A 24829-nucleotide genomic window follows, 5' to 3' on the forward strand; every position below is an offset into this window, starting at 1 on the left:
CGTGTCGGATATGATTAGGCCTTGACAAAATATCGATAGCTCGCATCATTATTACCGACGACCGGCCCCATGGAACGCCGGCGAGTGGCTGTCGACAGGGAGCGCCCATGCAAGCGGTTGGGACACGACTCGATGCCGGGACCGACCGGCGTCAAGGGTTTCTCGGCCGCCAGGGCCGCCAGGGCCGCCCGCGGCGACGGCGGGACGATCGCCGGGTCGCGTGGTTGTTCCTGCTGCCGGTGATCTTCGGTTTCGCGGTCTTCTACGCCTACCCGACGGTCCGGGGCGTCTGGTACTCGCTCACGGACTACAGCCTGCTGGCCGACCCGAAGTACGTCGGCGCGGACAACTACCGGCAACTGGTCAGCGACGGGCAGTTCTGGAACGCGCTCAAGGTCACGGGCTACTACGTGGTCGTGAACATCGTCTCGCAGACGCTGCTCGCGCTCGGGCTGGCCGCGCTGATGCACCGGCTGACCCGGTCGGTCGTCCTGCGCGCGACGCTGCTGGTGCCCTGGCTGGTGCCGAACGTGACGATCGGCCTGCTGTGGGCCTGGCTGCTGGATCCCGAGCTCGGGTTCGTCAACCACCTCGTCGGCCTGACCGGGCTCGACACGACCCTCTCCTTCAACTCGCCGGACTGGGCGATGCCCCTGGTGGCTCTGGTCAACACCTGGACCTACACGGGCTACACCGCGCTGCTGCTCTACGCGGGGATGCTGCAGATACCGCCACACCTGTACGAGGGCGCGGCGATCGACGGCGCGGGCGAATGGCGCATGTTCCGCTCGATCACGCTGCCGCTCCTGCGGCCGATCCTGGCGCTGGTGCTGGTGGTGTCGCTGATCGGCTCGTTCCAGATCTTCGACACGGTCGCGGTCGTGTACGGCGGCAAACCGCCCATCCCGGAGGCCCGGGTCATCTACTACTACATCTACCAGCGGGCGTTCACCTACTTCGACATGGGATACGCCTCCGCCCTGGCGATGGTCCTCGTGGTCATCCTCGGCGTGCTGACGACCATGCAGTTGCGGATGCTGCGCGCGTCGCGTTCGGACCTGGGTTAAGGAGCCTTCGGATGTTCTCCGGAATGAGAGTCGGCAGGAGGGCCGCCTGGCTCGCCCTCATCGTCGCGGTCGTGCTCACCGTCTTCCCCTTCTACTGGATGGTCCGCACGGCCCTGACCCCGGCGGGCGACCTCTACACCAACTCGACCGCGCTGTGGCCGGACAACCCCACGCTGATCAACTTCGCGCGGGTGCTGGGTCTGGTGGACGCCGAGACGGCCAGGGCCGCGGGCGGGTCGGGCGCGCAGCTGAACTTCCTGCTGTACACGATGAACTCGATCATCTACAGCGGGCTGATCGCCGCCGTGCAGACCTTCTGCTGCGCCATGGCGGGCTACGCCTTCGCCCGGCTGCGCTTCCCGGGCAGGGACCTGGCCTTCGCCGTCATCATCGCCGCGCTGATGGTGCCGCCGATCTTCACGATCCTGCCCAACTTCGTGCTGGTCAAGCAGCTGGACCTGCTGAACACCCTTCCGGGGCTGGTCCTGCCCAGCCTGCTGATGACGCCGTTCGCGGTGTTCTTCCTGCGCCAGTTCTTCCTGTCCATCCCCCGGGACGTGGAGGAGGCCGCGACGCTGGAGGGCATCAGCCGGTGGGGGATGTTCTGGAAGATCGTCCTGCCCATGAGCCGCGGCCCGCTGATCACCATCGGGCTCACCACGATCGTGTGGAGCTGGAAGGACTACCTGTGGCCGCTGCTGGTGGGCAAGGGTGAGGACACCCGGGTGCTCACCGTCGGGCTGGGCGTGTTCCTCCAGCAGTCGCCGAACCGGGGGCCGGACTGGACCGGGCTCATGGCCGGATCGGTGCTGTCCGTCATCCCGGTGCTCATCCTGCTCGTCTTCCTGGGCAAGCGGCTGGTGCAGTCGATGAACTTCTCCGGCATCAAGTGACGAAGCGGGGTGCGGCCGGCGCCGCACCCCTTTCGTGGTGACGTCAGGAGGCCCGGATCCGCCCGAGGGTCAGCCAGCCGGGAACGGTCGTGTCCTGGCCGGCGTTGGCGAAGCGCAGCGGCATGCCGTTCTGCAGCGGGTTGGCGGCCCGCAGGACCAGCGTGTACTCGCCCTTCCGCAACCCGTCGGCCGGTCCGTCGAAGGGCAGGGCGGCGGTGAGCTCGGCCGGCTCGCCGGGCATGACGCGGGTCAGCTTCCAGGACGTCGTCCAGGTGCGGGCGATCCGCCCGTCCCGGCCGACCGCGGCCACCTGGACGGGCCAGTCGTAGGAGAACGGGGCGACGCCGTCGTTGCGGATCCGAACGGCGACGTCGAGGCCGCCGCGCCGCTGCTCGGTCCGCACCGCGGTGACCCTGAGCTCGTAACCCAGTGACTTCGCGCCCTTCAGCGCCTGGTCGTAGGCGGCGCCGGTGTACCCGGGGCTGAAGGCGTAGTGGTTGAGCAGCCAGGTGGCGTGGGTCTGGGCGACGCTCGTAGCGAAGTCCTTGTCCCCGTCGCCGGGACAGTCCATCGGCGTGTTGAACAGGCAGCCCTGGAGCTCGGGCCGCAGCTCGCCGGCGACCGTGTTGGTCCGCCACTTGTCGGTGGTGCCGGCCTGCCGCATCAGGTCCATGAAGTGCCAGCCGGGGCCCGGCAGGGTGGAGTAGGCGAAGGAGTCGTCGTGGTAGCCCAGGTCGTGTTCCTTGTTGTCGGCACCGGGGTAGCGGACCATGAGCCTGGTCCGGTCGAACGCCTTGTCGTAGGCGTCCAGCACCCTGAGCTGCTCGGCCGGGGACGCGAACCAGTTCTCCGTGCCGGGGTCCCCGTTGTGCGGCCAGGTGTGCCACTCGCCCCAGAAGCCCAGCAGGCCGAGCTGGACGAACCCGATCCGCGGGTCACCGTCGTAGCGGCGGCCGAGCGCGGCGATGAACCGATCGAGCGCGGCGGTCAGATTCGGGTCGTCGTAGTCGGGCGACACGCTCTGCCCGTTGTTGCCGAAGTCGTCGTACGGCCGGGTCAGCAGGTTCTGGTCGAGCAGGAACTGCGGGATGCCGCTGGGCTTGCCCGGATAGTCCAGGTAGAAGCGGAAGGCCGCCTGGTGGCCACGGGCGGCGATGGCGTCCAGCTGCTCCTCCAGCGCCCGCCAGTCGAACCGGTGCGCACCGGTCATCACCGCGTTCAGCGGTAGGTAGAACCACTCCATCGAGTGGGGGAACGTCGTATAGGCGCCGGCGTAGGGGATGAAGCCCTCCAGCGGGTTGGCGTCCGGGGCCTCCGCCGCCGCCAGGTTCCGCCAGCCCGGCTGGGCGGCCGAGGCCGAGCTCGGGGTGGGCAGCGCCGTGACGGCCGCGGCCAGGAGGGCGACGAGCGCCATCCGGGCAGGTCGGCCGGTCGGAGAGTGGACCATCGAAGCCTCCACGTGACGATTGCCAAGGCATTATGAGCTGGCCTTGACAAATTTTCGATGAGCCACATCATTATTCGAGAGAGCCAACAAGGCAAGAGGGAACTTCTCGGGCCCTCGGCCCCATCCCCCAGGAAGAGGCACCTCGATGATCAATAGGAAGCGGGTCGGAGCGGCGCTGCTGTGCGCGCTGCTGGCGGGCACCACGCTCACCGCGTGCGGCGGTTCCGAGACGGGCGAGCCGGCGGGCGGTGACGGGGGCGGCAAGGTCACGCTCGACTACTGGCTGTGGGACGACAACCAGATGGCCTCCTACCAGGCCTGCGCCGACGCCTTCCAGAAGGCGAACCCGAACATCACCATCAAGATCACCCAGACGGCCTGGGCGCAGTACTGGCAGAACCTGACCACGCAGCTGGCGGCCGGCGAGGCCCCGGACGTGTGGACCAACCAGGTGTCGTACTACCCGCAGTTCGTCTCCAGCCAGCAGATCCTCGACATCCAGCCCTACGTCGACGCCGACAAGGTCGACCTGACCCAGTACCAGGACGGGCTCGCCGACCTGTGGACCAAGGACGGCAAGCGGTACGGGCTGCCCAAGGACTGGGACACCGAGGCGGTCGTCTACAACGCGGAGATGCTCGACAAGGCCGGCGTCAAGCCCGCGGAGCTGGCCGACCTGACCTGGAACCCCACCGACGGCGGCACCTTCGGGGAGATCATCGCCAAGCTCACCGTCGACGAGAAGGGCCGCAACGGCCTGGACCCGGCCTTCGACAAGGACAACGTCGCGGTCTACGGGTACCAGCCGGAGTGGAACGACGGCTCCCAGGGCCAGAACGGCTGGGGCGAGCTGGCCGCCGCCAACGGCTTCACCTACCTCGACAAGAACCCGTGGGGCACCCAGTACAAGTACGACGACCCCAAGCTGATCGAGACCATCAGCTGGTACAAGGCACTGACCGACAAGGGGTACGCGCCCCGCTTCGACAAGCAGTCGACGCTCGGCATCGACGCCGTGATGAACTCCGGGAAGGCCGCGCTCACCATCGCCGGCTCCTGGACCATCAACACGTACCTGGGTGACGGCGCCAAGCAGAAGTTCGCGCTCGCGCCGCTGCCCGTCGGGCCGGTCGGGACCCGCAAGAGCGCCATCAACGGCCTCTCGGACGCCATCTGGGCGGGCACCGAGAACAAGGACGCCGCGTGGAAGTGGGTGAAGTACCTCGGCTCGACCGACTGCCAGGACGTGGTGGCCGGCAACGCCGTCGTGTTCCCCGCGATCAAGACCTCGGCGGAGAAGGCGCTGGCCGCCCACAAGGCCAAGGGCCGGGACGTGCAGGTGTACGTGGACTACACCAAGACCCCCGGCGGCACGTTCCTCCTGCCGATCACCGAGCACGGCACCGAGATCAGCCAGATCGTGCAGGACGCCCTGCAGGCGGTCATCCTCGGCCAGATCGAGCCCGCCGAGGCGCTGAAGAAGGCCAACCAGCAGGTCAACAGCCTGTTCGCCTGATCGTTCCGTCCTCTGCCCCGTCCGGCGGGATCCGCGCCGCACTTCCGCCGGACGGGCACTGCTGCTCGAAGGAGAACCATGCCCCTGCTCGTCGACCTGGCCGGTCGTGAATTCGCGGTCGAGCTCACGGGTTCCGAGCCCCCCACGCCCGTCGCCGGCGGTCTCGTCCTGCCGCCCGGCCGGGTCGCGATCCTGCACGGCCTCGCCGACGCCCTGTTCTACCGGCACGGCCAGAACTCCTGGAGCCCGTGCGGGTGGCGCCGCCTCAGCGAGCCCCCCTTGCGGATCGCCGACCCCCAGCGGCGCCTGACCGCGGACGACACGGTCTGGGACGACCCGGCCCGCCACCACTCCTCGGCCGTGGCCGCGCTGCAGGGCGCAGACGGGCAGGTGCTGCTGCTGGGCTCACTCGGGCTGGGCACCCCGCGCCTGGCCGCCGACCACGACACCCTGGCCGGCTGGTGCGAGGACGACGGGGCCCCCTGGTTCCTCGCCTACGGTCCCGAGCAGGAGGTCTTCGCCCACTACACCGACCAGCTCGCGGCCCGGCTGGGCAGCAGCGACCGGCAGGCCGGCAACGTGTGGTGCACCTGGTACGCGTACTACGAAGGCATCAGCGAGGAGGCGCTGAACAAGGACATCGCCGCGCTGGCGGGCCTCCCGTTCGACGTCGTCCAGATCGACGACGGCTGGGAGCTGGCCGTCGGTGACTGGGAGCCCAACCACAAGTTCCCCTCCGGCATGCGCGCCCTGACCGAGCGGATCAGCGCCGCCGGTATGAAGGCGGGCCTGTGGCTGGCGCCGTTCATCGTGCTGCCCACGTCGGCGACGGCCCACGAGCACCCCGAGTTCCTGCTGCGGGACGCCGACGGGCAGCCGGTCGTCGCCGGGCACAACTGGGGCACCTCCTACTGGGCCCTGGACCTCACCCACCCCGGCGTCCAGGAGCATCTCAGCCGGATGATCCACCGGGTCGTGCACGAGTGGGGTTTCACCTACCTCAAGCTCGACTTCGTCAACGCCGGCGCGGTCCCCGGCGTCCGGCACTCCGGGGCGCCCCGCGAGCAGGCCTACCGGGACGCGCTCGCCCTGATCCGGCGCGTCGCGGGCCCGGAGGTCTACCTGCTCGGCAGCGGCGCCCTGCTGCTGCCCTCGCTCGGGCTGGCCGACGGGCTGCGCAGCGGCCCCGACGTCGCCCCGCTGTGGACCAACTACGCCAGCGACGACCCCTCGGACGCCATGGCCTACAACGCCGTCGTGAACACGCTGCACCGGCTGTGGCAGTCGCGCCTGCTCCAGGTCGACCCGGACATCGTGTACTTCCGCAGCCGGCTCAACCTGCTCACCGAGACGCAGAAGGGCTGGCTGCAGGACCTGGCCACGATCTGCGGCTTCAAGGCCGTCTCCGACCCGCCGTCGTGGCTCAACGCCGACGAGCTCGAACACCTGTCGGCCTACCTGGCCGAGCAGCCGGAAATCGTCCCGACCGGCCGGTACAGTTTCGCCATCGACGGCCGTGCCGTCGATTTCGCCACTGCGCTGGACCCGGGACAGCAGTATCCGATCACGTGACAGGGCCGTTAGAATTACGCTATAACGAAGCATAATTGGGGGGTTGGGGTGCCCGAGGCGGCCGGAGCCGACGTCAGCAGACTCCGCGAGATCAACTCGCTCAGCATCGTCCGGGCGATGCGGGGTCAGCCACCCGCCACCGTCACCGAGCTCGCCACCCGCACCGGCCTGTCCCGGCCCGGCACCGACGTCGTGGTCCGCGGGCTGGTCACCGACGGATGGGTGCAGGTCGTCGAGCCCGACGGCAGCAGCGTCGGCCGCCCCGCCCGCCGCTACCGCTTCAACGCCGGCGCCGGGCACGTGCTCGGCGTCGACGTCGGCGGCCACAAGATCCTTGTCCTGCTCGCCGACCTCGAAGGGCAGGCAGGTGCTGCACAGCCACCGGCTCCCGGTCGAGCCCGACGCCGACCCCGCCGCGCGGCTCCGGGCCGTCGACGCCGCCATCACCCAGTGCCTGTCGGACGCCGGGATGCGGCCCGACCAGATCTGGGCGGTGACGGTCGGCGTGACCGGCCCGGTCGACGCCACCGGTCGCACCACGCTGTTCACCCCGCTGCCGGGCTGGGCGAGCGTCTCACCCGCCGAGCACCTCTCGGCCCGCTTCAGCTGCCCGATCCTGGTCGAGAACGACTGCAAGCTCGCCGCCGTCGCCGAGCGGTGGAAGGGCGCCGCGCAGGACGCCGACGACATCGTCTACCTGCTGGCGGGCATGCGGACCGGCGCGGGCCTCATCCTCGACGGCACCCTGCGGCGCGGGTACGGGGGAGCGGCCGGCGAGATCGGCGCCCTCAAGGCGGTCCGCTGGCTCGCCGCCCCCTCCCACATCGAGAACTGCCCGGGGGTGCCCGAGGACATCCACCCCAATGACAAGGCCGCCTGGGTCTTCGAACGCGCCCGCGAGGGCGACCAGCACGCCCGCACCGCGCTCCGCCGCTACGTCAAGGACCTGGCGGTGGGCGCCGCGGCCCTCGTGCTGACCCTCGATCCGCAGGTCGTCATCCTCGGCGGCGGCTACTCCCGCTCCGCGGACCTCCTCATCGAGCCCTTCGAGCGCGAGCTGGGCCGCCTCTGCCTGCGCGTCCCCGAGATCCGGGCGTCAAATCTCGGCGCGGACAGCGTCGCCCTCGGCGCGCTGCGCGTCGCCCTGGACCAGGTCGACGCGCGACTGTTCACCGACGGGATGCCCGCCCCGATCACCCTCCAGGCCTGACTCGCACGTCCCGATCGCCGGATACCTGGCCTGGACCTCCTGCTCGGATCATGCCCGCCCGGCGCCGGGCCCGACCGGCTCGGCAGCGGCCGCGTCGGGCCGGAACAGCGCCCCGAGCGCCAGGCGGCCGGCCCGGCGACGACCGGCGCGCCGGTCCACAGCTCGGGCACGGCAGGCAGGCCGCCGCCGGTGGCCGAGGCGATGCCGATGCACAGCGACCAGGTGGCGAAGGCCGACAGCCCGGCGAAGGTCCAGTAGGCGGCGCGCCGCTCACCGACGGCCGCAGCAGTCGGATCAGCAGGTCGCTCACGAACCCGGATGAGGTCTCCGCGGGGTGGTGGGGGCCCGGCCCGCTGGGCGCCACCGCTGCCGACGCCTGCTGGGCGGGGCCGATCACGCTGTCTCGGCGCTGAGGGCCTGCGCCACCGGCCGGCGCGCCGCCAGGCGTGCGGGCAGGGCGGTGAGCACCGCCGTGGCCAGGAGGATCGCGAGCGCGGCGCCGCACATCCAGGAGAAGGGCGGTGCGGTCGCGTTCCTCGCGCTGAAAAGCCAGAACACGGCGATGCCCATGGGGATGCCGACGATGGCGCCGGGCAGGGCGGGCAGCAGCTGGGCGGCGGACAGCCCCGCGGAGATCTGCCCCGGGGTGGCGCCGAGCGTACGCGCGATGGCCATGTTCGCCCGGGCCTCCATGGCAGTGGTCCAGGTGAACGTGATGGTGTTCACGACGGCGAGTGCGATCAGCAGGATGGTGACGGCCAGCATCAGCCGGCGGTCGAGCTCGCCCCGCAGGTTGGGCAGGGCGGAGGAGCCGTGCAGGCCGTAGCCCCGCTCCGCCTGGGCGTAGAGGGCCAGCAGGGCGATGATCGCGATCACCGTCGTGGCGGTGGAGCACGCCTGCAGTACGGCGCGGCCCGGCCGGCGGGCGGTCAGCCGCAGCCCGAGCAGAAGCGGCGTGGGCAGCAGCGCGGACAGCGCGGTGAGCCAGGGCCGGTGACGGGGCTGGTGCGCGGTGGCGGTCAGCGCCGTGACGGTCGCCGTACGTACGGCCCGCAGCGTGGGACGCAGCGTGGACAGCACCGCCACCGCCACGGCGAGCACGGTCGCCGCGGCGACGGTGGCGCCGGTCAGCCCGGCGGCGTCGCCGATCCGGCTGGCGGTGGGGCTGGCGATGGCGGGCGCGGTCAGGCGGGCGATCAGCAGCCCGAGCGCGTCGCCGGCCAGCGCCAGCGCCAGGTACTCGGTGAGCAGGACGGTGGCGATCAGGCCCGGGGTGGCGCCGACGGCCTTGAGCAGCCCTGCCCGGCGCGTCTGCTCGACGGCGCGGCCCGCGGCCAGCGCCGCCACTCCGGTGATGGCCAGGAAGCTGAGCAGCCAGCTACCGATGACCAGGATCGGCTGGCTGTTCCTGAGGATGACCATGTCCTGTTCGGCCTTGAACTGCCAGGAGTGGAAGTTGATCCTGATGGTGGCGCCGCGGTGGGCTTCGCGGAAGGCGTCGGTGGCGGCGGGGTCGCGCAGCTTGAGGTCCAGGGCCGAGGTCACCGGGAGATCCTGGGACGACGCCAGCGTCCGGGCGTCTGATGCGGTCATCCAGGCCAGTCCGGTGTAGTCGCTGGGGCCGCCGCCCGGGCCGATCTGCGCCGCCCAGGGGTAGATGGAGGTGGCCGCGGTCACGGCGATCCCGACGACGGGGTACGACCGGCCGGCGATGGTGACGCGGTCACCGACGCCGATGCCCAGCGCGGTGGCGAAGCCCCGTTCGACCACCGCGCCGCCGGGCCGTACCCAATGACCCGAGGTCACCAGCGGCCGGTTGACCGTGCCGGGCGTCTCGGCGAAGCCGTGCACCACCACCGGGGACGACGTGGAGCCGCGCGTGGTGAGGTTGGCGTAGACGATGCGATAGGGGCCGTGGTGGGCGACCACTTCGGGAGCGTTCGCCAGCGAGGCCAGGGCCGAGGTCACGTCGGGGCCCGTGTCGCCGGAGACCGCCACCACGTCCGGCCCGGCGGTGGCCGCGCGGGTCTGCTCGTACAGCGCGTCGCTCACGCCGCGCAGGGACAGGCCCAGTGCCATCGTGGCGGTGGCCACGGTCACGGCGAGCAGGAGCATCACGGCCTGGACCCGGTGCCGCCGCACGTCAGCCAGCACCAGACGTATGACGAGCACGATGGAGCCCATGACGTTCAGCCCTCCAGCCCGATCAGCCCGCCGAGTCCGCGCGGGTGGGCGCCGGCCAGCCGGGTGTCGTCGACGAACATCCCGTCGCGCATCGAGATCAGCCGATCCGCCGTGGCCGCCACCCGCTCGTCATGCGTGACGATCACGAAGGTCTGCCCCGCGGAACGCAGCTCCTCGAAGATCCTCAGCACGTCGAGGGTGGCCGCGGTGTCGAGGTTGCCGGTCGGCTCGTCGGCCAGGATGACCAGCGGCTCGTTGACCAGCGCGCGGGCGATGGCGACCCGCTGACGTTGACCGCCGGACAGCTGCGACGGCAGATGCCGGGCCCGGTTGGCGAGCCCGACCCGTTCCAGCAGCAGGCCCGCGCGCCGCCTGGCCTGGCGGCGCGAGCGCCCGGCCAGCAGCGCGGCCAGCTCCACGTTCTCCGCCGCCGACAGCTCCTCCACCAGATGGAAGGCCTGGAAGACGAACCCCACCGACCGGCGCCGCAACCGCGCCAGGGCCCGCTCGCTCAGGGTGTCGACGCGCCGCCCGGCCACCCACACCTCCCCGCCGGTGGCCCGCTCCAGGCCGCCCAGCAGGTGCAGCAGAGTGGACTTCCCGCAGCCGCTGGGCCCCATCACCGCCAGCATCTGTCCCTGAGGCACCTCCAGGTCGACCTCGTCCACCGCGCGGACCCGGCTCTGCCCCTGACCGTGCGTCTTCACCAGGCCGCAGGCCCGGACCGCGGCACTCGACACGTTCATCCACCCTCAACTTCGTCATCGACCTTGGACCAGGCCCGCTCGCAGGCATCCAGCCAGCGCAGGTCCGCTCGCAACCGCAGCGCGACCCCTTCCAGCAGCAGGCCGGCGCCCGACCCCGCCGGCTCGGCCAGTGCCGCCTGCTGCGCCTCACGCAAGCGGCGCAGCAGCTCACGGCGCTGCGCCGCCACCAGCTCCACCGGGTCGGCCAGCCGGGCCGCCGCGGCGGCGGCGAGCTTGAGATGGAACTCCGCCAGGTCCGGTTTCGGCCAGCCCACCTCGGCCAGCCAGGCCGCCACCCGCTGCTGCCCGGCCGGCGTCAGCGCATAGACCTTGCGCTCCGGCCGCTCGGGCAGGCCGTCCGCCCGCTCGCAGACCACGAGCCCCGCTCGCTCCAACCGGGCCAACGTCACATAGATCTGACCGCGGTTCATCGACTCACCCAGCGGGCCTAGGCTGCGCCGCAGCCGAGCGTGCAACTGGTACCCGTGCGACGGCTCCTTGGCGAGCATCGCCAGCACTGCGTCCTGCACTCCTGCCCCCTAACGGTTGGCCAATAGATAGCGGTTATCCGTGGGAGGTGTCAAAACGGTACATCTGGCGATGTCCTGACCGGCCCGCCGTCAGCCGGGCTCCTGGTCCTGCCCGGACGCTCGCCTGACCGTGACCTGTCCTCGCGATGGCTCAGACATCGGCACTGTTCCGGGTGTGCCGGGTGACGGCGTGTTCCAGGCCGTCGAGGATGGCGCGCAGGCCGAACTCCTGCGTCGTGGTGGCCGAGGGGGCGGCCTGGGTGGTGGCCAGCAGCGGGAAACGGTCGGCGTTGAGGAGGAGCAGGTCGCGCATGATCGAGGTGGCACTGCCGCCCGTCCAGGTCTGAGTGCCGGGAGTGGCGGCCGCGTGGGTGGCGCGGATGTGGTTGGACACCAGCATGACCGCCTCCAGCCGTTCGCGTTCGGTCAGGGGGGTGTCGGCCAGGGCGCTGAGGGCGCTTTCCGGCCAGCCGGTCTCGCGTGGGCCCATGACGCGGTCGCCCACGGTGACCGACGGCAGCCAGGGGTGGCGCCGCCAGGCGGCGGACAACTGGCGCGCGTACTCTTCCAGCCTGGCCCGCCAGCCGGTCACCCCGCCCAAGTCGGGGGGTGTGCCGACCGCCGCCTCGATCATGACGGCTATCAGCTCTGACTTGCCGTTGACGTAGCGGTACAGGGCCATCTTGGTGAGACCGAGCTCGGCGGCCACCCGCTGCATGGAGACGGCCTCCAGCCCTTCGGTGTCGGCGACCTTCACGGCGATGTCGGCCACCTGGGCGACGTCGAAGGCGGGCCTGGGGCCTCTGCTACGCGGTTTCCGCTGGCCCCACAGCAGTTCGGCCACTGCCCTCGGATCCTCGTTGGCCGACATCGCGCCCTCCCACTTGTCATCTCCCCAAAACTGTATCTATGATACACAGTGTCCTAGAGACACAGTTACTCCCCGGAGCGTGGGAGCAGAATCTGGGGCGGCGATGACAGAATGCCGCGACCCGACCTTCGTTTCCGGACCGCCGACGACAACCGACCCCGATCACCGAAGGGGCATCAGTCATGTCACTCGCCCGCGTCCACAACTTCTCCATCTCACTCGACGGCTTCGGCACCGGTGAGGGTCAGAGCCACGACGCACATTTCGGTCACGCCGGGCAAAGGCTGCACGAGTGGATGTTCGCCACCCGGTGGTGGCGGCACAAGAGGGACGGCCAGTCCGGTGGCACCGGCGGAGTCGACGACGCCTTCGTCCACCAGCACAGTGCGGGAATCGGCGCCGAGATCATGGGTGCCGGGAAGTTCGGCCATCCCGGGTGGCACGAGGACCCGGAGTGGAAGGGCGCGTGGGGTCCCAACCCGCCGTTCCACACGCCGGTCTTCGTCCTCACCCATCACGTGCGCCCGTCCATCGAGATGGAGGGCGGCACGACCTTCCACTTCATCGACGCCTCGCCTGCCGAGGCGCTCGAGGCGGCCCGCAAGGCTGCGGACGGCCTGGACGTACGCATCGGCGGGGGCCCCACCGTGATCCGCGACTTCCTTGCCGCCGGGCTCATCGACCACCTGCACACGGTGGTGGTCCCGATCCTGCTCGGCCGAGGCGTACGCCTCTGGGACGGACTGGAGGGCCTGGAGAAGGACTACGAGGTCGAGTCCATCTCCTCCGCCAGCGGAGTCACGCATGTGACGTTCACCCGTGCGGGTGTCTGAACCGCCTCGGCCGAGAACCCGGGCGGCCGGCAGGGCTCCAGGGCCTCGCCACCACCCTGCCGGACCAGGCCATCGCCCGGAGCGCCGCGCTGAAGACCCTGCGCGGCCTGACCGCCCGCGGACCTTCATCGACGAGGCGAGGCCGCCGGCCCGGCGGGTCGCCTGCCCGGTGCCGGCCGTGTGCGCGGGGAACCAGACGGCCACCTCGTACGATCCGGCGGGCAGGCGCGCCGTCCAGGTGGCCGCCGAGCTGAACCGGGTGCCGGAGCCGTCGAAGCCCTTGTAGACGCCGGGGGTCGCGGTGAGGCCGGCCGCTCCGGTCAGGCTTCCGGCCGGCTGCCCGGAGACGGGATGGCCGCGGCGGCCCGCGGCGGCGTTCAGCCGGATCGCGCGGCAGACGGTGACGCGATGGACTCGCGGCTGCGCAGGGGCATGGGGACCCGGTGCACCTCGCCCGGTCGATCAGGGTCCGTGGCGTCGTTGTCGATCTCGGTGAACAGCACGTCGACGGCCTTGCGGCCGAGCTCGTAGTGCGGCAGCGCCACGGTCGTCAGCCGCGGCCGGATCCACGAGGCGATGGGGTGGTCGTCGAAGGAGACGACGGACACGTCGTCCGGAACCTTGAGCCCGGCATCGTCGAGCGCCTGGTAGGCGCCCATCGCGATGCGGTCGTTGAAGCAGATCAGCGCCCGTGGACGCGCGGTCTCCAGGAGTTCCCGCGTCGCGGTGAAGCCGTGTTCCGGCTGCCAGTCGGGGCAGGTACGACCGCCCGCCACCTTGACGCCCGCCTCGCCGAGCGCCTCCCGGATGCCGACGAGCCGTTCCACCGCCGCGACGCTTTCCGGGGGAACGTCGCGGATGCCGGGGCCGGCGCCGATCAGGTGGATGCCGTCGCGGTGGCCGGCGTCGAGCAGGACACGGGCCGCGCGGCGGCCGGCCTCGACCTCGTCAGGGAGGATGGCCGGCAGGGGAGTGGGCTGTTCGGGCAGCGCGTTGAGCAGCACGGCGGGGGCGGCCGTGATCGACTTGGGCACCTTGATGGTCCGGGTGAACATCGAGGCCAGAATCAGCCCGTCCACCTGGCGGTCGTGCATGGCCTGCAGCAGCAGGCGCTCGAGCTCGGCGTCCCCCTCCGTCTCGCCGATGAACAGCATGAAGCCACGCTCGCGGGCGGCCTCGAGCGCACCCTTGATCATGTCGCCGGCCAGCCGTGAGGTGGCGACTGTGTCGGAGATGAAGCCGATCGTCCGGGATGTGCCCGTACGCAGGCCCACGGAGACGATGTTGGGCCGGTACTGCAACTCGTCGGCGGCCCGCACGACACGCTGCTCGACGTCTTGAGAGATCCGCAACTCGCGCCCGCGGCCCGACAGCACCAGTGAGGCGGTCGTGCGGGAGACGCCCGCGGCTTTGGCCACATCGGCCAGCGTGACCCGTCGTGGGCTCACCCAGAACCTCCGATCGTCAAGAGTGCGTTACGGGGGGTTGACATCGTACGACGCGCGTGGTGAGACTATCGGGCGCTAACCCGATTTAGCAACGGAGTCGGGACATCAGCCCGGTGCCGATTGTCCCAGGCAGCAGAGGAGATGCACATGGCTCGTCGAGTCCGCCCCGGCAGGTCCGGGGCCGCGCTTGTGATCGCCATGGGGACGCTGGCCGCCGCCTGCGCGGCACCCGGCGGCAACAGTCCGCAGCCCGCGGCCACCAGCGCCGTGCCGCAGTCCGCCGCGCCCGCCTGCGGCACGGCGCAGATCACGATGAACGGCTACTTCGAGACCGGCTTCCCGCTGCCCAAGGCGCTGACGACCGAGTTCACCAAGCAGCACCCGAACGTCACCTGGAACATCCGCGAGGACCAGTTCGCGGTCATCACGCAGAACGCCCCGCGCGTCCTGGCGGACAACCCGCCCGACCTGATGCGCCTGCCCCAGGTCTCCGAGCTGGTCAAGGACAACCTGCTGAAGAATCTCGACGGCTACGCCCAGGCCTTCGGCTGGGACAAGTGGCCGGCCTCCCAGCTCGAACAGCTCCGCCTGGGCCCCGGCGGACGGCCGCGCGGCCAGGGCTCCCTGTACGCCCTGGGCCTCAACTTCAGCATGACCGGCGTCTTCTACAACAAGAAGCTCGCCACCCAGATCGGGATGTCCACGCCGCCAGCCACGCTGGCGGAGCTCGACGCCGCGCTGTCCAAGGCCAAGAGCGCGGGCATCACGCCGATCGTGCAGTTCAACGGCGGAGCCACCGGTGGGCTGGCGTTCCCGCTGCAGAACCTCATGGCCTCCTACGGCCCGGCCGGACCAATCAACGACTGGATCTTCCAGAAGCCCGGCGCCACCATCGACACCCCGTCGAACCTGCAGGCCGCCCAGCACCTGGAGAAGTGGATCAAGGCGGGTTACTTCCAGAAGGACGTGAACGCGGTCGACTACGCGACGATGATGAGCCGCTTCATCGACGGCCAGGGCCTGTTCATGTTCAACGGCGACTGGGAGTCGGGCAACCTCGACAAGCAGATGCCGGGCAACGTCGGCTTCACGCTGATGCCGCCCGCCCAGCAGGGCGGCAAGCTGGCCGCCATGTCGGCGCCCCTCACCTTCGGGATCGCCGCGAACGCCAAGAACGCCGACTGCGCCGCCTTCTTCCTCAACTGGGTGGCCACCGACCAGCGGGCCCGCGAGATCGGCGTCGAGGTCGGCGGATCGCGCCCGATGGGGCCGGCCGACGCGTACATGCCGGCCGTCGCCTCCGACAAGGTCACCGCGAGCACGCTGGCCGCCGGGGCGGACATCGCCGAGGACAACGGTGCGATGGACTTCATCGCCAACGCCACCGGCGCCATCTACGCCAAGAGCTGGACCCCGAACCTGCAGAAGCTGGTGGCCGGAGAGCAGACCCCGCAGGGGCTGCTGAAGGCGGTCCAGGCCGACTACGCCGGTCAGCTCGAAGGGAACTGAACGAGTTGACGCCCCGGTCCGCCGCCGCCCGGTCCGCGCACCGTCGGCCGGCCACCACCAAGCTGCGCGGCACCCGTGGCTTGGTCGGCTGGCTGTTCATCATCCCGGCGCTCGCCTTCTACGCGGTCTTCGTGCTGCGCCCGATCGCCTTGACGTTCCAGTACTCGCTGTACGAGTGGGACGGCATCGGGCCGTCCACGTGGGTGGGGGCGGCCAACTACGGCAGGGTCTTCACCGACCCCGACCTGTTCGACTCGCTGGTCAACGCCTTCCAGCTGATCGTCTTCTTCAGCGCGATCCCGGTCGTGCTCGGCCTGGCGATCGCCGCCACCATCAGGCGCATCGCCCAGAGCCGGCTCGCCCTCGTGGCCCGTACCGTGCTCTTCCTGCCGCAGGTGATCCCGCTTGTGGCGGCCGGCATCGCGTGGAGCTGGCTGCTGGCCTCCACCGGAGTGATCAACCAGCTCCTCTCGCTCATCGGCCTCGGCGGGGTCACCCGGGCCTGGCTGGGCGACTTCGCCACCGCCCTGCCGGCGGTCGGCATGATCGGCGCGTGGGTGCTGCTCGGCCTGTGCACGCTGCTGCTCCTGGCCGGCATGAGCAAGATCGACCCGGCGCTGTACGAGGCCGCCCGGCTGGACGGTGCCGGGCCGTGGCGGGAGTTCGTCTCCATCACGGTGCCCAGCCTGCGCCAGGAGATCGCGGTCTGCGTCACCGTGACCGTGATCGCGGCCCTGGCGAGCTTCGACATCATCTACATCTCCACCCAGGGCGGTCCCGGCAACACGACCATGGTGCCCGGCCTGCAGATCTTCTACCTGGCCTTCTCCGAACGCGAGGTGGGGACGGCCTCGGCCCTGGCCATGGTCCTCATGCTCCTCGTGATCGCCTGCGCCCTTCCCATCCAGTGGTTCGCAAAGGACGGCAACCGATGATCCTCGCGTGGCGGGAGGCCTGGACCGGCAGGCTGCTGCTCGTCGTCATGATGGCGGTCACGCTCCTGCCGTTCCTCAGCCTGTTCGTCACCGCCCTGCACCCCTCCGGCACCTACCCGGCCGGACTCGCCTGGCCCCGCGACCCGCAGTGGGGCAACTTCCTGCGGGCCTTCGAGGCCGCGAACATGGGCGAGCTGCTGAAGTCGAGCGTCCTCATCGTGCTGGGCGTGGTGCCGATCTCGATCCTGCTGGGCACGATGGCCGGCTTCGCCGTCGGCCACCTGCACGTGATCGGCGGGCGCGTGGTCTTCCTGCTGTTCGTGCTCGGCCTGACGCTGCCCTTCGAGGGCATCATCACGCCGCTGTACTACCAGATGCGGGACATGGGACTGCTGAACACGCGCTGGGCGATCATCCTGCCGCTCATCGGCCTGTTCATGCCGTTCTCGGTCTTCTGGATGCGCGCGCACTTCGTCAACATGCCCGCGGAGCTGTCCGAAAGCGCGCGGATGGACGGCGCCAACGTGTGGCAGCTGTTCCGGCGCATCCACGTCCCCCTGGCCATGCCGGCGATCTCGTCCCTGGGCATCCTGCTGTTCCTGTGGACCTGGAACCAGTTCCTGCTGGCCATCGTCCTCGTCGACGATCCGGCCAAGCGCACGATGTCCGGCGCGCTGGGCGCCTTCCAGGGCCAGTGGGGAACCGACATCCCGCTGCTGTGCGCCGGATCGCTGCTCATCCTGACACCCACCCTGGCGATCTTCCTCATCTTCCAGCGGCACTTCGTCAAGGCCCTGCTCCAGGGCTCCCTGAAGGGCTGACGGCACCGCGCCCGGCCCCACCAGGGCCGGTGGAACCCGCACATCCCACCCCACGAGTGAAAGCAGAGGTCGTTCATGGTCCTACGAGGAAGGTCCGGCGGCGCACGGAAACCGGCGAGCGGATCCAGCCCGTTCGCCGGACATGCCCACGTCCCCGGGCGGGGCGGCGCGTGAACGGCGGCCGACCGGCGCTCTGGACCAGCCGGCACCTCGATCTGCTCGCCGGGACCACCGCGACCACCGCGCCAGTCTTCGACCCCACGGCCGTGCCCCGGCTCCTGCCGGGTCACGATCTCTGGGATCTGTGGCCGATCCAGGAGGAGGACGGCTCGACAGCCCTGTTCGGCGGCCACGAGGTGTGGATGGTGCTGTCCGCCCCGGCTCTCGGCCACCCCGAAGAGCGCCACGACCACGCCCGGATCCGCCTGTTCGCCAGGCACGGCGACGGATGGGAGGACCTCGGGAACGCCTTCGCCGACGGCGCCTCGCCCGGCAGCCGGGAGTGGTCGGGATCAGCGGTCCGGCGGCCGGACGGGACGGTGTCGGTGTTCTACACGGCCGCCGGCCGGCGGGGCGAAGCGCGTCCCACGTTCCGGCAGAGCGTCATCGAGACGCGCCTCCGCCGGCTCGCCGGCGGCGACAGGTTCCTGCCGCACGAAGCCGCCGGACATCGGGAGATCCTCCGCTCCGACGGCCGGATGTACCTGCCGACGGAGGAGGCCGACGGGTCGCCGGGGAGCATCAGGGCATTTCGCGATCCCGGCTGGTTCCGCGACCCGGCCGACGGGCGCGACCACCTGCTCATCGCGGCCTCCATCGCCTGGGGCGACGGCTTCACCGGCGCCATCGCCCTGGCCGAACCGCGGGCCGGCGGCTGGTCGCTGCTCCCGCCTCTCCTTGTGGCCGAGGGCGTCAGCCGGGAGCTGGAACGGCCGCACGTCATCGTCCACCAGTCGCGGTACTACCTGTTCTTCACCACCCAGCGCCACTCCTTCCAGCCGGCCGATCGCGCACCCACCGGGCTCTACGGCTTCGCCGCGCCCAGCCTGACGGGACCGTACGAGCCGCTCAACGGCTCCGGGCTGGTGATCCGGAACCCGTCTTCCGAACCCGATCAGGCCTACGCGTGGCTGGTGCTGCCCAGCCGCCACGTGGTCAGCTTCGCCAACTACCGAGCGCGGCGGGGCGGAAATCCCCTGGATGCGGAGCCGGCGCAGGCACGAGCCGCCTTCGGCGGGACCATCGCGCCCATGCTCGAACTCGATCTGGACGGGATGACCACGTCCGTCGCCCCCGCCTCGGAAGATCCAGCGGAGCGCCGCGGCGTGCCCTTGACGGACGGCCGGGCGTGAGCCACCCCGGCTCGCCCCGCTGATCCTCGGAGGCCGCGCTCCGGCTCAGGCGGGCGGGAGCGCGGGCGGCGCGGTGCTCTCGCGTACGACGAGCTCGGTGGCCAACTCGACGCGGCTTTGCGGCAGCTGCTCGCCATGGGCCAGCTTCAGCAGCATCGAGGTGGCCGCCGCGGCCATCTCGGCGAGGGGCTGGCGGATCGTGGTCAGCGGCGGGATGGCCCACCGCACCGAGGGCATGTCGTCGAAGCCGATCACGCTGAGATCGTCCGGTATGCGCAGGCCGAGCTGGTGGGCCGCGTGGTAGACGCCGATGGCCTGACCGTCGTTCGTGGCGAAGATCGCGGTAGGCCGGTCGCGCAGGCGCAGCAGGCGGTGGGCCTCGGCCAGACCGCCCTCGATGAGGAAGTCCCCCCGGCCGACCAGCTCCGGATCCGCGGGCACGCCGGCCATGTCGAGGGCGGTCCGGTAGCCGTCGAGGCGGGCCCGGCTGGACAACGCGGAGTCCGGCCCGGTGATGATGGCGATGCGGCGGTGCCCGAGCTCCAGGAGGTGGCGGGTCGCCATGAGCCCGCCGTTCCAGTTCCCGGCGCCGACCGACGGGACGTTCCCGGCAGGAGCGTCGGCCGGATCCAGCAGGACCAGCGGGATCTCGCGGCGGGCGAGCTGTTCGTGCTGGCGTTCGGTCAGGCCGGAGAACACCGCGATCACGCCGCTCGGCCGGCGCCGCAGCACGCTCTCCAGCCAGGCGTCCGCGGCGGTGTGGTCATGGCACAGGTCCGCTATCGCCACCGTGAGCTCGTGCTCGCGCGCGACCGCGGCCACACCCTTGGTGATCTCGACGGGATAGTCGCCCTCCAGCGCGTGGAAGACCAGCTCCACCAGGGCTGTCGGCGTGGAGCGGCGGCGCTGTCGCCGGTAGCCGTGCCGGCGGATGAGCTCCTCCACGGCTGCGCGGGTTTCGGACGAGACCTCGGAACGGCCGTTCACGACTTTGGAGACCGTCGCGGTGGAGACTCCGGCCAGCTCGGCGAGCTGGGCGATGGTGAGGGGGGACGACTCCGTGGTCATGGCGGCAGTCTAGTCACGGAGCGCTGACAGGCGGGCAGCGCCGGATCGCCGTGGACCGGCCGTCCGTGCCGTCACCAGCGGTCGATCCGTACGGCCGTTTTCGGGAGGATCGCCGTAAGTTTCGTCAGCCCGCCGGTGGAGCCGTGCTCTCCCGGATGATCAGTTCGGTGCCCAGCTCCACGCGGTGTTGTGCCAGGAGCTCGCCCTGTGCCAGCTTGAGCAGCATGTCGGTGGCGGCGGCGGCCATCTCGGTGAGCGGCTGGTGGACCGTGGTCAGGGGCGGGTTCATCCACCGGACCGCGGGCAGGTCGTCGAAGCCCACGACGCTCACATCGCCGGGGATGCGCAGGCCGAGCCGATGGACGGCGCGGTAGACGCCGGTGGCCTGCCCGTCGTTGCAGGTGAAGATCGCCGTCGGCGGGTCGGGCAGCCGCAGCAGGCGTTCGGCCTGGGCCAGGCCGCCCTCGACGAGAAAGTCACCCTGGCCGATGAGCTCCGGATCGACGGGGAGGCCGGCCATGTCGAGGGCGGTCCGGTAGCCGTCGAGACGGGCCCGGCTGGCGAGGGCGTAGTCGGGCCCGGTAATGGCGGCGATACGCCGGTGTCCGAGGCCGAGCAGGTGGCGCGTCGCCATGAGCCCGCCGTTCCAGTTGCTCGCGCTCACCGAGGGCACCTGGGGTGCGGGGTCGCCCCGCGGGTCGAGCAGGACGAGCGGGATGCCGCGGGTCGCGAGCTGCCGGCGCTGCGCCTTCGTCAGGCCGGAGAACACGGCGATCACGCCGATGGGACGGCGGCTCAGCACGCCTTCGATCCAGCCCTTGCCCGGGGTGTCGCGGTGCTGCAGCTCCGACAGCACCAGGGCGAGTTGGTGCTCGCGCGCCACCTGCTCGACCCCCTTGGCGATCTCGCTGGGATATTCGCCCTCCAAGGCGTGGAAGACCAGCTCCACCAGGGGCGCGGAGGTGGCGCGGCGCCGTTGCGGCCGGTAGCCGTGCTCGTGGATGAGCCGCTCGATGAGGGCACGGGTCTCGGGTCCCACCTCGGAGCGCCCGTTGACGACCTTCGACACGGTGGCCGTGGAGACCCCGGCCAGCTCGGCGAGCTGCGCGATGGTCATCGGCTGGGACAGGGTGGCGCCGTCGTCGGACGGGCCTTCGGCCGTGGTCATGGCGGCAGTTTAGCGAGCAGGTTTCGGCGAACTGTCCCGCTCATTTCGGCGATCTTACGGGAGGTTCTTGACGAGTTTCAGAATCCGCACGTAGGGTCCGGCGTTAACGATCGCTCTTGACTCCGAAACTTTCTGATCCGCGGGTGTCCAGTAAATCAGCTCCTGATCAGCCGGCCACTCCCGGATGCCCGGCCTTCTTCCGGATCACCTCCGCCCTCCGCTCCTGAACCCAGGAAGAGATCATCTGTGAAGCTCCGTGAAGCCACACCGGTCGTGCTCGCCACGGCTCTCGTCCTGACCGCCGCCGCCTGCGGAGGCGGCGGCCCAGCCCAGCCGTCAGGCGACGGCAGATCATTCGAGTTCTGGTCGTTCACCGGCATCAACCAGAAGGAGTCCGTCGAGGACTACCAGAAGGCCAACCCGGGCGTGCAGGTGAAGCTCACGGAAGTGGGCACCTCGGTGGAGACCGCTCAGGCGCTCACCACGGCGCTGGCCGGCGGCAAGGTGCCCGACCTCGTGCTCATCCAGGGCGACGATCTGCCGAAGTTCGTCCAGCAGCCGCAGAACTTCCAGGACCTGCGGCAGTACGGCGCGGACAAGGTCAAGGGCGACTACCTCGACTGGGTGATCAGCCAGTCGGTGGCGAAGTCCGGCGAGATCATCGGCATCCCCACCGACGTCGGCGGCATGGCCGTGGCCTACCGGACCGACCTGTTCAAGGAGGCCGGGCTGCCCACCGGCCGCGACGAGGTGAGCAAGCTCTGGCCGACCTGGGACGCCTTCATCGAGACCGGCCGGAAGTACACCGCCGCCACCGGCAAGGCGTTCATCGACAACGCCGCGACCAGCGTCTTCTTCCAGGCCGTCAACCAGGGACCGCAGAAGTACTACGACCCGTCCGGCAACGCCGTCTACGCCACCAGCCCTCAGGTCAAGACCGCGTTCGACCTGGCGATCAGGACCGCCCAGGCCGGGATCACCGCGAAGCAGAGCTCGTTCTCCGAGGGCTGGAGCGCGGGCATGGGCAAGGGCGACTTCGCCGTGATCTCCGCGCCGTCGTGGATGCTCGGCTCCATCCGCGACAACGCGCCCGACACCAAGGGCAAGTGGGACATCGCCACGATCCCGGGCGGCGCCGGCAACTGGGGCGGCAGCTACCTGGCCATCCCCAAGGGCGCGGCCAACCCGAAGGCCGCCTGGGACTACATCTCCAAGACCCAGTCGCCGCAGGGCCAGCTCGAGCACTTCACCGGCTCCGGCGCGCTGCCCACCACCCCGTCGGTCTACCAGGATCCGAAGCTCACCGGGCTCAAGGACCCGTTCTTCTCCGACGCGCCGACCGGGAAGATCTACACCGACTCGCTGCTCGGGCTCAAGCCGTTCCTCATCGGCCCGGACAGCTCCGCCATCGGCCAGGAGTTCCTGAACGCGATCACCAACGTCGAGCAGGGCAAGGGCGACCCGGCCAAGGCGTGGGACGCGGCGCTGGCCAACATCAAGACCGCGATCGGCACGTGACGTGGCCACGACGCTCAGCCCGCCTCGGGCGATGCCCGAGGCCGAGACGCGGGTGCGGCAGGGCCTGGCCGAGCGGCTGGCCCCGTACGCCTACATAGCCCCGTTCTTCCTGCTCTTCGCGGTCTTCGGGCTCGTCCCGCTGCTGTTCACCTTCTACGTCGCGCTGTTCGACTGGAACCCGATCGGCGAGCACGTCTTCATCGGCTTCGACAACTTCGCCCGCCTGTTCGGCGACACCCGGTTCTGGAACGCGGCCTGGAACACGATCAGCATCTGGCTGCTGTCGACCGTGCCGCAACTGCTGATCGCGTTGGGGCTGGCGCACCTGCTCAACCACGCCCGGCTGCGGCTGGCGGTGTTCTGGCGGATGTCGATGCTGGTGCCGTACATCACCTCGGTGGCGGCCACCGCGATCGTCTTCGCCCAGATGTTCGACCGCGACTACGGCCTGCTCAACTGGCTGCTCGGGCTCGTCGGCGTGGGGCCGATCGACTTCCTGCAGTCCGGGTGGGGGAGCCATGTGATGATCGCCGCGATGGCGACCTGGCGCTGGTTCGGCTACACCACGCTGCTCTACCTCGCCTCGCTGCAGGCCGTTCCCCGAACGATCTACGAGGCCGCGGCGGTGGACGGCGCGGGCGCGTGGAAGCAGTTCCGGCACATCTCCATCCCGTCGCTGCGCCCGGTCATCGTGTTCACCATCGTCACCTCCACCATCGGCGGCCTGCAGATCTTCACCGAGCCGCTGCTCGTCTCCCGCACCGCCCCGCTCACCTGCGGCCCCGTCCGGCAGTGCCAGACCCTCACGCTCTTCCTGTACGAGCAGGGCTTCGGCCGGTTCCAGTTCGGCTACGGCGCCGCCATCGGCGTGGCGCTGTTCGTGCTGATCATCGCCGTCGCGGCGCTCAACTACGTCCTGTCCACCCGTATCCGCCCGGAGCGATGATGAAGAAGGCCGACCGGGTCCGGTGGTGGACCTATCTGTTGCTCGCGGTGGCCACGCTGGCCTGCGTGTTCCCGCTGTACTGGATGTTCGTGGTGGCCACGACGGACACGGCGACCGCCACCCGGCTGCCGCCGGAGATCGTCCCCGGCGGGAACTTCTTCCACCTGGCCGGGCTCGTCTTCTCGACCGTGCCGTTCGTCCGCTCGATCCTCAACAGCCTCGTCGTGGCCGGCACGATCGGCGTCGGGCACGCCGTGCTGTGCTCGCTGGCCGGGTTCGCCTTCGCCAAGCTGCGGTTCCGCGGCCGCAACGCGCTCTTCCTCATCGTCGTGCTGACCATGACCGTGCCGACCCAGCTCGCCGTCATCCCGCAATACATGATCATCTCTTCGCTGGGGTGGGTCGACACCCTGCAGGCGCTCATCGTGCCGGGGCTGGCCAGCGCGTTCGGCATCTTCTGGATGCGCCAGCACCTGGCCACCACGATCAGCGACGAGATCCTGCAGGCCGCCCGCATCGACGGGGCCACCACCTGGCAGATCTTCTGGCGGATCGCGTTCCCGCTGGTGCGGCCGGCCGCGTTCGTGCTGGGGCTGCTCGGGTTCGTCACCGCCTGGAACGACTTCCTGTGGCCGTTCATCGTGTTGAAGTCGCCCGAGATGTACACCGCGCAGATCGCCATCAAGGCGCTGCAGAACAGCCTCTCGGTGGACCTCGGCCTGGCCATGTCGGGCTCGTTCCTGGCCACGCTGCCGCTGGTGGTGCTGTTCGTCTTCGTCGGCAGGCGCATGGTCGCCGGGATCATGGACGGCGCCTTCAAGGGCTGACCTTCCGTGCCGCTGCTTCGCTCCGACGTACCGGACGTGGGCGTGGAAGGCGTCCCGGCCGCCCGGGGCCGGGACGTCTGCCTTCGTGCTCGGCGACACACTGACCGCGCAGGGCCGGCCACTCGACGCCGGTACGGGTGCCGCCGGGCCGCCCCGAGGCGATCGGCGCGGCAGGGCCCTGGGCACGGCGGATGCTCCCAGACGCCGTACCCAGGACCCGGTTCACATGGTGATCACCGCATCAGCGCTGCAGTGTCAGCACGCCTGGCCGGTAGGGCAGCAGGCCGTAGTCGCCGCCGGAGTTGGGGCTGCGGCCCTGGTAGAGCAGTTGCAGGTTGCAGGGGTCGATGGTCATGGTCTGGTCGGCG

Annotated in this window: 21 protein-coding genes and 1 pseudogene; 14 read left to right on the plus strand and 8 right to left on the minus strand. The window is 70.5% G+C overall.

Annotated elements, in window-relative coordinates:
• Positions 1 to 107 precede the first annotated feature (107 nt).
• On the plus strand, positions 108 to 1067 hold the full coding sequence (locus ACTWPW_RS43350; protein ID WP_443172136.1) for a carbohydrate ABC transporter permease: 960 nt from the start codon (positions 108 to 110) through the stop codon (positions 1065 to 1067).
• Positions 1068 to 1090: 23 nt separating this feature from the next.
• Positions 1091 to 1960, plus strand: coding sequence for a carbohydrate ABC transporter permease (locus ACTWPW_RS43355; RefSeq protein WP_443172137.1), 870 nt, complete (start codon positions 1091 to 1093; stop codon positions 1958 to 1960).
• 43 nt (positions 1961 to 2003) lie between these two features.
• Here ACTWPW_RS43355 and ACTWPW_RS43360 read toward each other — a convergent pair whose 3' ends face one another.
• Positions 2004 to 3407 carry a DUF4832 domain-containing protein gene (locus ACTWPW_RS43360; RefSeq protein ID WP_443172138.1) on the minus strand — a complete coding sequence of 468 codons (1404 nt, stop codon included), beginning with the start codon at positions 3405 to 3407 and terminating at the stop codon, positions 2004 to 2006.
• Positions 3408 to 3552: 145 nt separating this feature from the next.
• Between ACTWPW_RS43360 and ACTWPW_RS43365 the strand changes: the two genes are divergently transcribed.
• From ACTWPW_RS43365 to ACTWPW_RS43380, 4 genes and pseudogenes are all read left to right on the plus strand, one after another.
• Positions 3553 to 4923 carry an ABC transporter substrate-binding protein gene (locus ACTWPW_RS43365; RefSeq protein WP_443172139.1) on the plus strand — a complete coding sequence of 457 codons (1371 nt, stop codon included), beginning with the start codon at positions 3553 to 3555 and terminating at the stop codon, positions 4921 to 4923.
• Positions 4924 to 5001: 78 nt separating this feature from the next.
• Positions 5002 to 6495, plus strand: coding sequence for a glycoside hydrolase family 36 protein (locus tag ACTWPW_RS43370; protein ID WP_443172140.1), 1494 nt, complete (start codon positions 5002 to 5004; stop codon positions 6493 to 6495).
• A 117-nt stretch (positions 6496 to 6612) separates the two neighbouring features.
• Positions 6613 to 6663 (plus strand): annotated as a pseudogene (locus tag ACTWPW_RS43375) (hypothetical protein); the annotation flags it as partial.
• Between the two features lie 199 nt (positions 6664 to 6862).
• Positions 6863 to 7705 carry an ROK family protein gene (locus ACTWPW_RS43380; RefSeq protein WP_443172141.1) on the plus strand — a complete coding sequence of 281 codons (843 nt, stop codon included), beginning with the start codon at positions 6863 to 6865 and terminating at the stop codon, positions 7703 to 7705.
• A 393-nt stretch (positions 7706 to 8098) separates the two neighbouring features.
• Here the strand turns inward: ACTWPW_RS43380 and ACTWPW_RS43385 are convergent, their stop codons facing one another.
• The 4 genes from ACTWPW_RS43385 to ACTWPW_RS43400 form a co-directional block, all read right to left on the minus strand.
• Complete coding sequence (locus ACTWPW_RS43385) at positions 8099 to 9877, minus strand: FtsX-like permease family protein (protein WP_443172142.1); 1779 nt, start codon at positions 9875 to 9877, stop codon at positions 8099 to 8101.
• A 17-nt stretch (positions 9878 to 9894) separates the two neighbouring features.
• Complete coding sequence (locus tag ACTWPW_RS43390) at positions 9895 to 10635, minus strand: ABC transporter ATP-binding protein (RefSeq protein ID WP_443172143.1); 741 nt, start codon at positions 10633 to 10635, stop codon at positions 9895 to 9897.
• Entirely contained in the window at positions 10632 to 11165 is a 534-nt protein-coding gene (locus ACTWPW_RS43395) for a PadR family transcriptional regulator (protein WP_375114214.1), read from the minus strand. Before ACTWPW_RS43395 ends, ACTWPW_RS43390 begins: the two co-directional genes overlap by 4 nt.
• A 151-nt stretch (positions 11166 to 11316) precedes the next feature.
• Positions 11317 to 12036, minus strand: a complete 720-nt coding sequence (locus tag ACTWPW_RS43400) for a TetR/AcrR family transcriptional regulator (RefSeq protein ID WP_375114213.1) — start codon at positions 12034 to 12036, stop codon at positions 11317 to 11319.
• Between the two features lie 182 nt (positions 12037 to 12218).
• Between ACTWPW_RS43400 and ACTWPW_RS43405 the strand changes: the two genes are divergently transcribed.
• A complete protein-coding gene (locus ACTWPW_RS43405) occupies positions 12219 to 12869 on the plus strand; it encodes a dihydrofolate reductase family protein (RefSeq protein WP_375114212.1) in 651 nt (216 codons plus the stop codon).
• Positions 12870 to 13246: 377 nt separating this feature from the next.
• Here the strand turns inward: ACTWPW_RS43405 and ACTWPW_RS43410 are convergent, their stop codons facing one another.
• Entirely contained in the window at positions 13247 to 14317 is a 1071-nt protein-coding gene (locus ACTWPW_RS43410; RefSeq protein WP_375114211.1) for a LacI family DNA-binding transcriptional regulator, read from the minus strand.
• A 147-nt stretch (positions 14318 to 14464) separates the two neighbouring features.
• Here ACTWPW_RS43410 and ACTWPW_RS43415 point away from each other — a divergent pair, with 147 nt between their 5' ends.
• The 4 genes from ACTWPW_RS43415 (at position 14465) to ACTWPW_RS43430 (ending at position 18934) form a co-directional block, all read left to right on the plus strand.
• Positions 14465 to 15826, plus strand: coding sequence for an ABC transporter substrate-binding protein (locus tag ACTWPW_RS43415; protein WP_443172144.1), 1362 nt, complete (start codon positions 14465 to 14467; stop codon positions 15824 to 15826).
• Positions 15827 to 15831: 5 nt separating this feature from the next.
• On the plus strand, positions 15832 to 16761 hold the full coding sequence (locus ACTWPW_RS43420) for a carbohydrate ABC transporter permease (protein ID WP_375114209.1): 930 nt from the start codon (positions 15832 to 15834) through the stop codon (positions 16759 to 16761).
• Positions 16758 to 17582: a carbohydrate ABC transporter permease gene (locus tag ACTWPW_RS43425; RefSeq protein WP_443172145.1), complete on the plus strand. Its 825-nt coding sequence runs from the start codon at positions 16758 to 16760 to the stop codon at positions 17580 to 17582. The genes ACTWPW_RS43420 and ACTWPW_RS43425 overlap by 4 nt, the downstream gene beginning before the upstream one ends.
• Before the next feature lie 170 nt (positions 17583 to 17752).
• Positions 17753 to 18934, plus strand: coding sequence for a glycoside hydrolase family 68 protein (locus ACTWPW_RS43430; protein ID WP_375114207.1), 1182 nt, complete (start codon positions 17753 to 17755; stop codon positions 18932 to 18934).
• Between the two features lie 45 nt (positions 18935 to 18979).
• Here ACTWPW_RS43430 and ACTWPW_RS43435 read toward each other — a convergent pair whose 3' ends face one another.
• Positions 18980 to 20002, minus strand: a complete 1023-nt coding sequence (locus ACTWPW_RS43435; protein WP_375114206.1) for a LacI family DNA-binding transcriptional regulator — start codon at positions 20000 to 20002, stop codon at positions 18980 to 18982.
• Positions 20003 to 20126: 124 nt separating this feature from the next.
• Positions 20127 to 21170: a LacI family DNA-binding transcriptional regulator gene (locus ACTWPW_RS43440; protein WP_375114205.1), complete on the minus strand. Its 1044-nt coding sequence runs from the start codon at positions 21168 to 21170 to the stop codon at positions 20127 to 20129.
• 246 nt (positions 21171 to 21416) lie between these two features.
• On the opposite strand from ACTWPW_RS43440, the gene ACTWPW_RS43445 reads away from it, so the two are divergent.
• The 3 genes from ACTWPW_RS43445 to ACTWPW_RS43455 are packed head-to-tail and all read left to right on the plus strand — an operon-like array spanning position 21417 to position 24461.
• Positions 21417 to 22688, plus strand: coding sequence for an extracellular solute-binding protein (locus tag ACTWPW_RS43445; RefSeq protein ID WP_443172146.1), 1272 nt, complete (start codon positions 21417 to 21419; stop codon positions 22686 to 22688).
• A gap of 1 nt (position 22689) precedes the next feature.
• Entirely contained in the window at positions 22690 to 23634 is a 945-nt protein-coding gene (locus tag ACTWPW_RS43450; RefSeq protein WP_375114203.1) for a carbohydrate ABC transporter permease, read from the plus strand.
• A complete protein-coding gene (locus ACTWPW_RS43455; protein WP_375114202.1) occupies positions 23631 to 24461 on the plus strand; it encodes a carbohydrate ABC transporter permease in 831 nt (276 codons plus the stop codon). The genes ACTWPW_RS43450 and ACTWPW_RS43455 overlap by 4 nt, the downstream gene beginning before the upstream one ends.
• Positions 24462 to 24829: the final 368 nt, after the last annotated feature.

Source organism: Nonomuraea sp. KM90, assembly GCF_052246675.1.
GTDB lineage: Bacteria > Actinomycetota > Actinomycetes > Streptosporangiales > Streptosporangiaceae > Nonomuraea.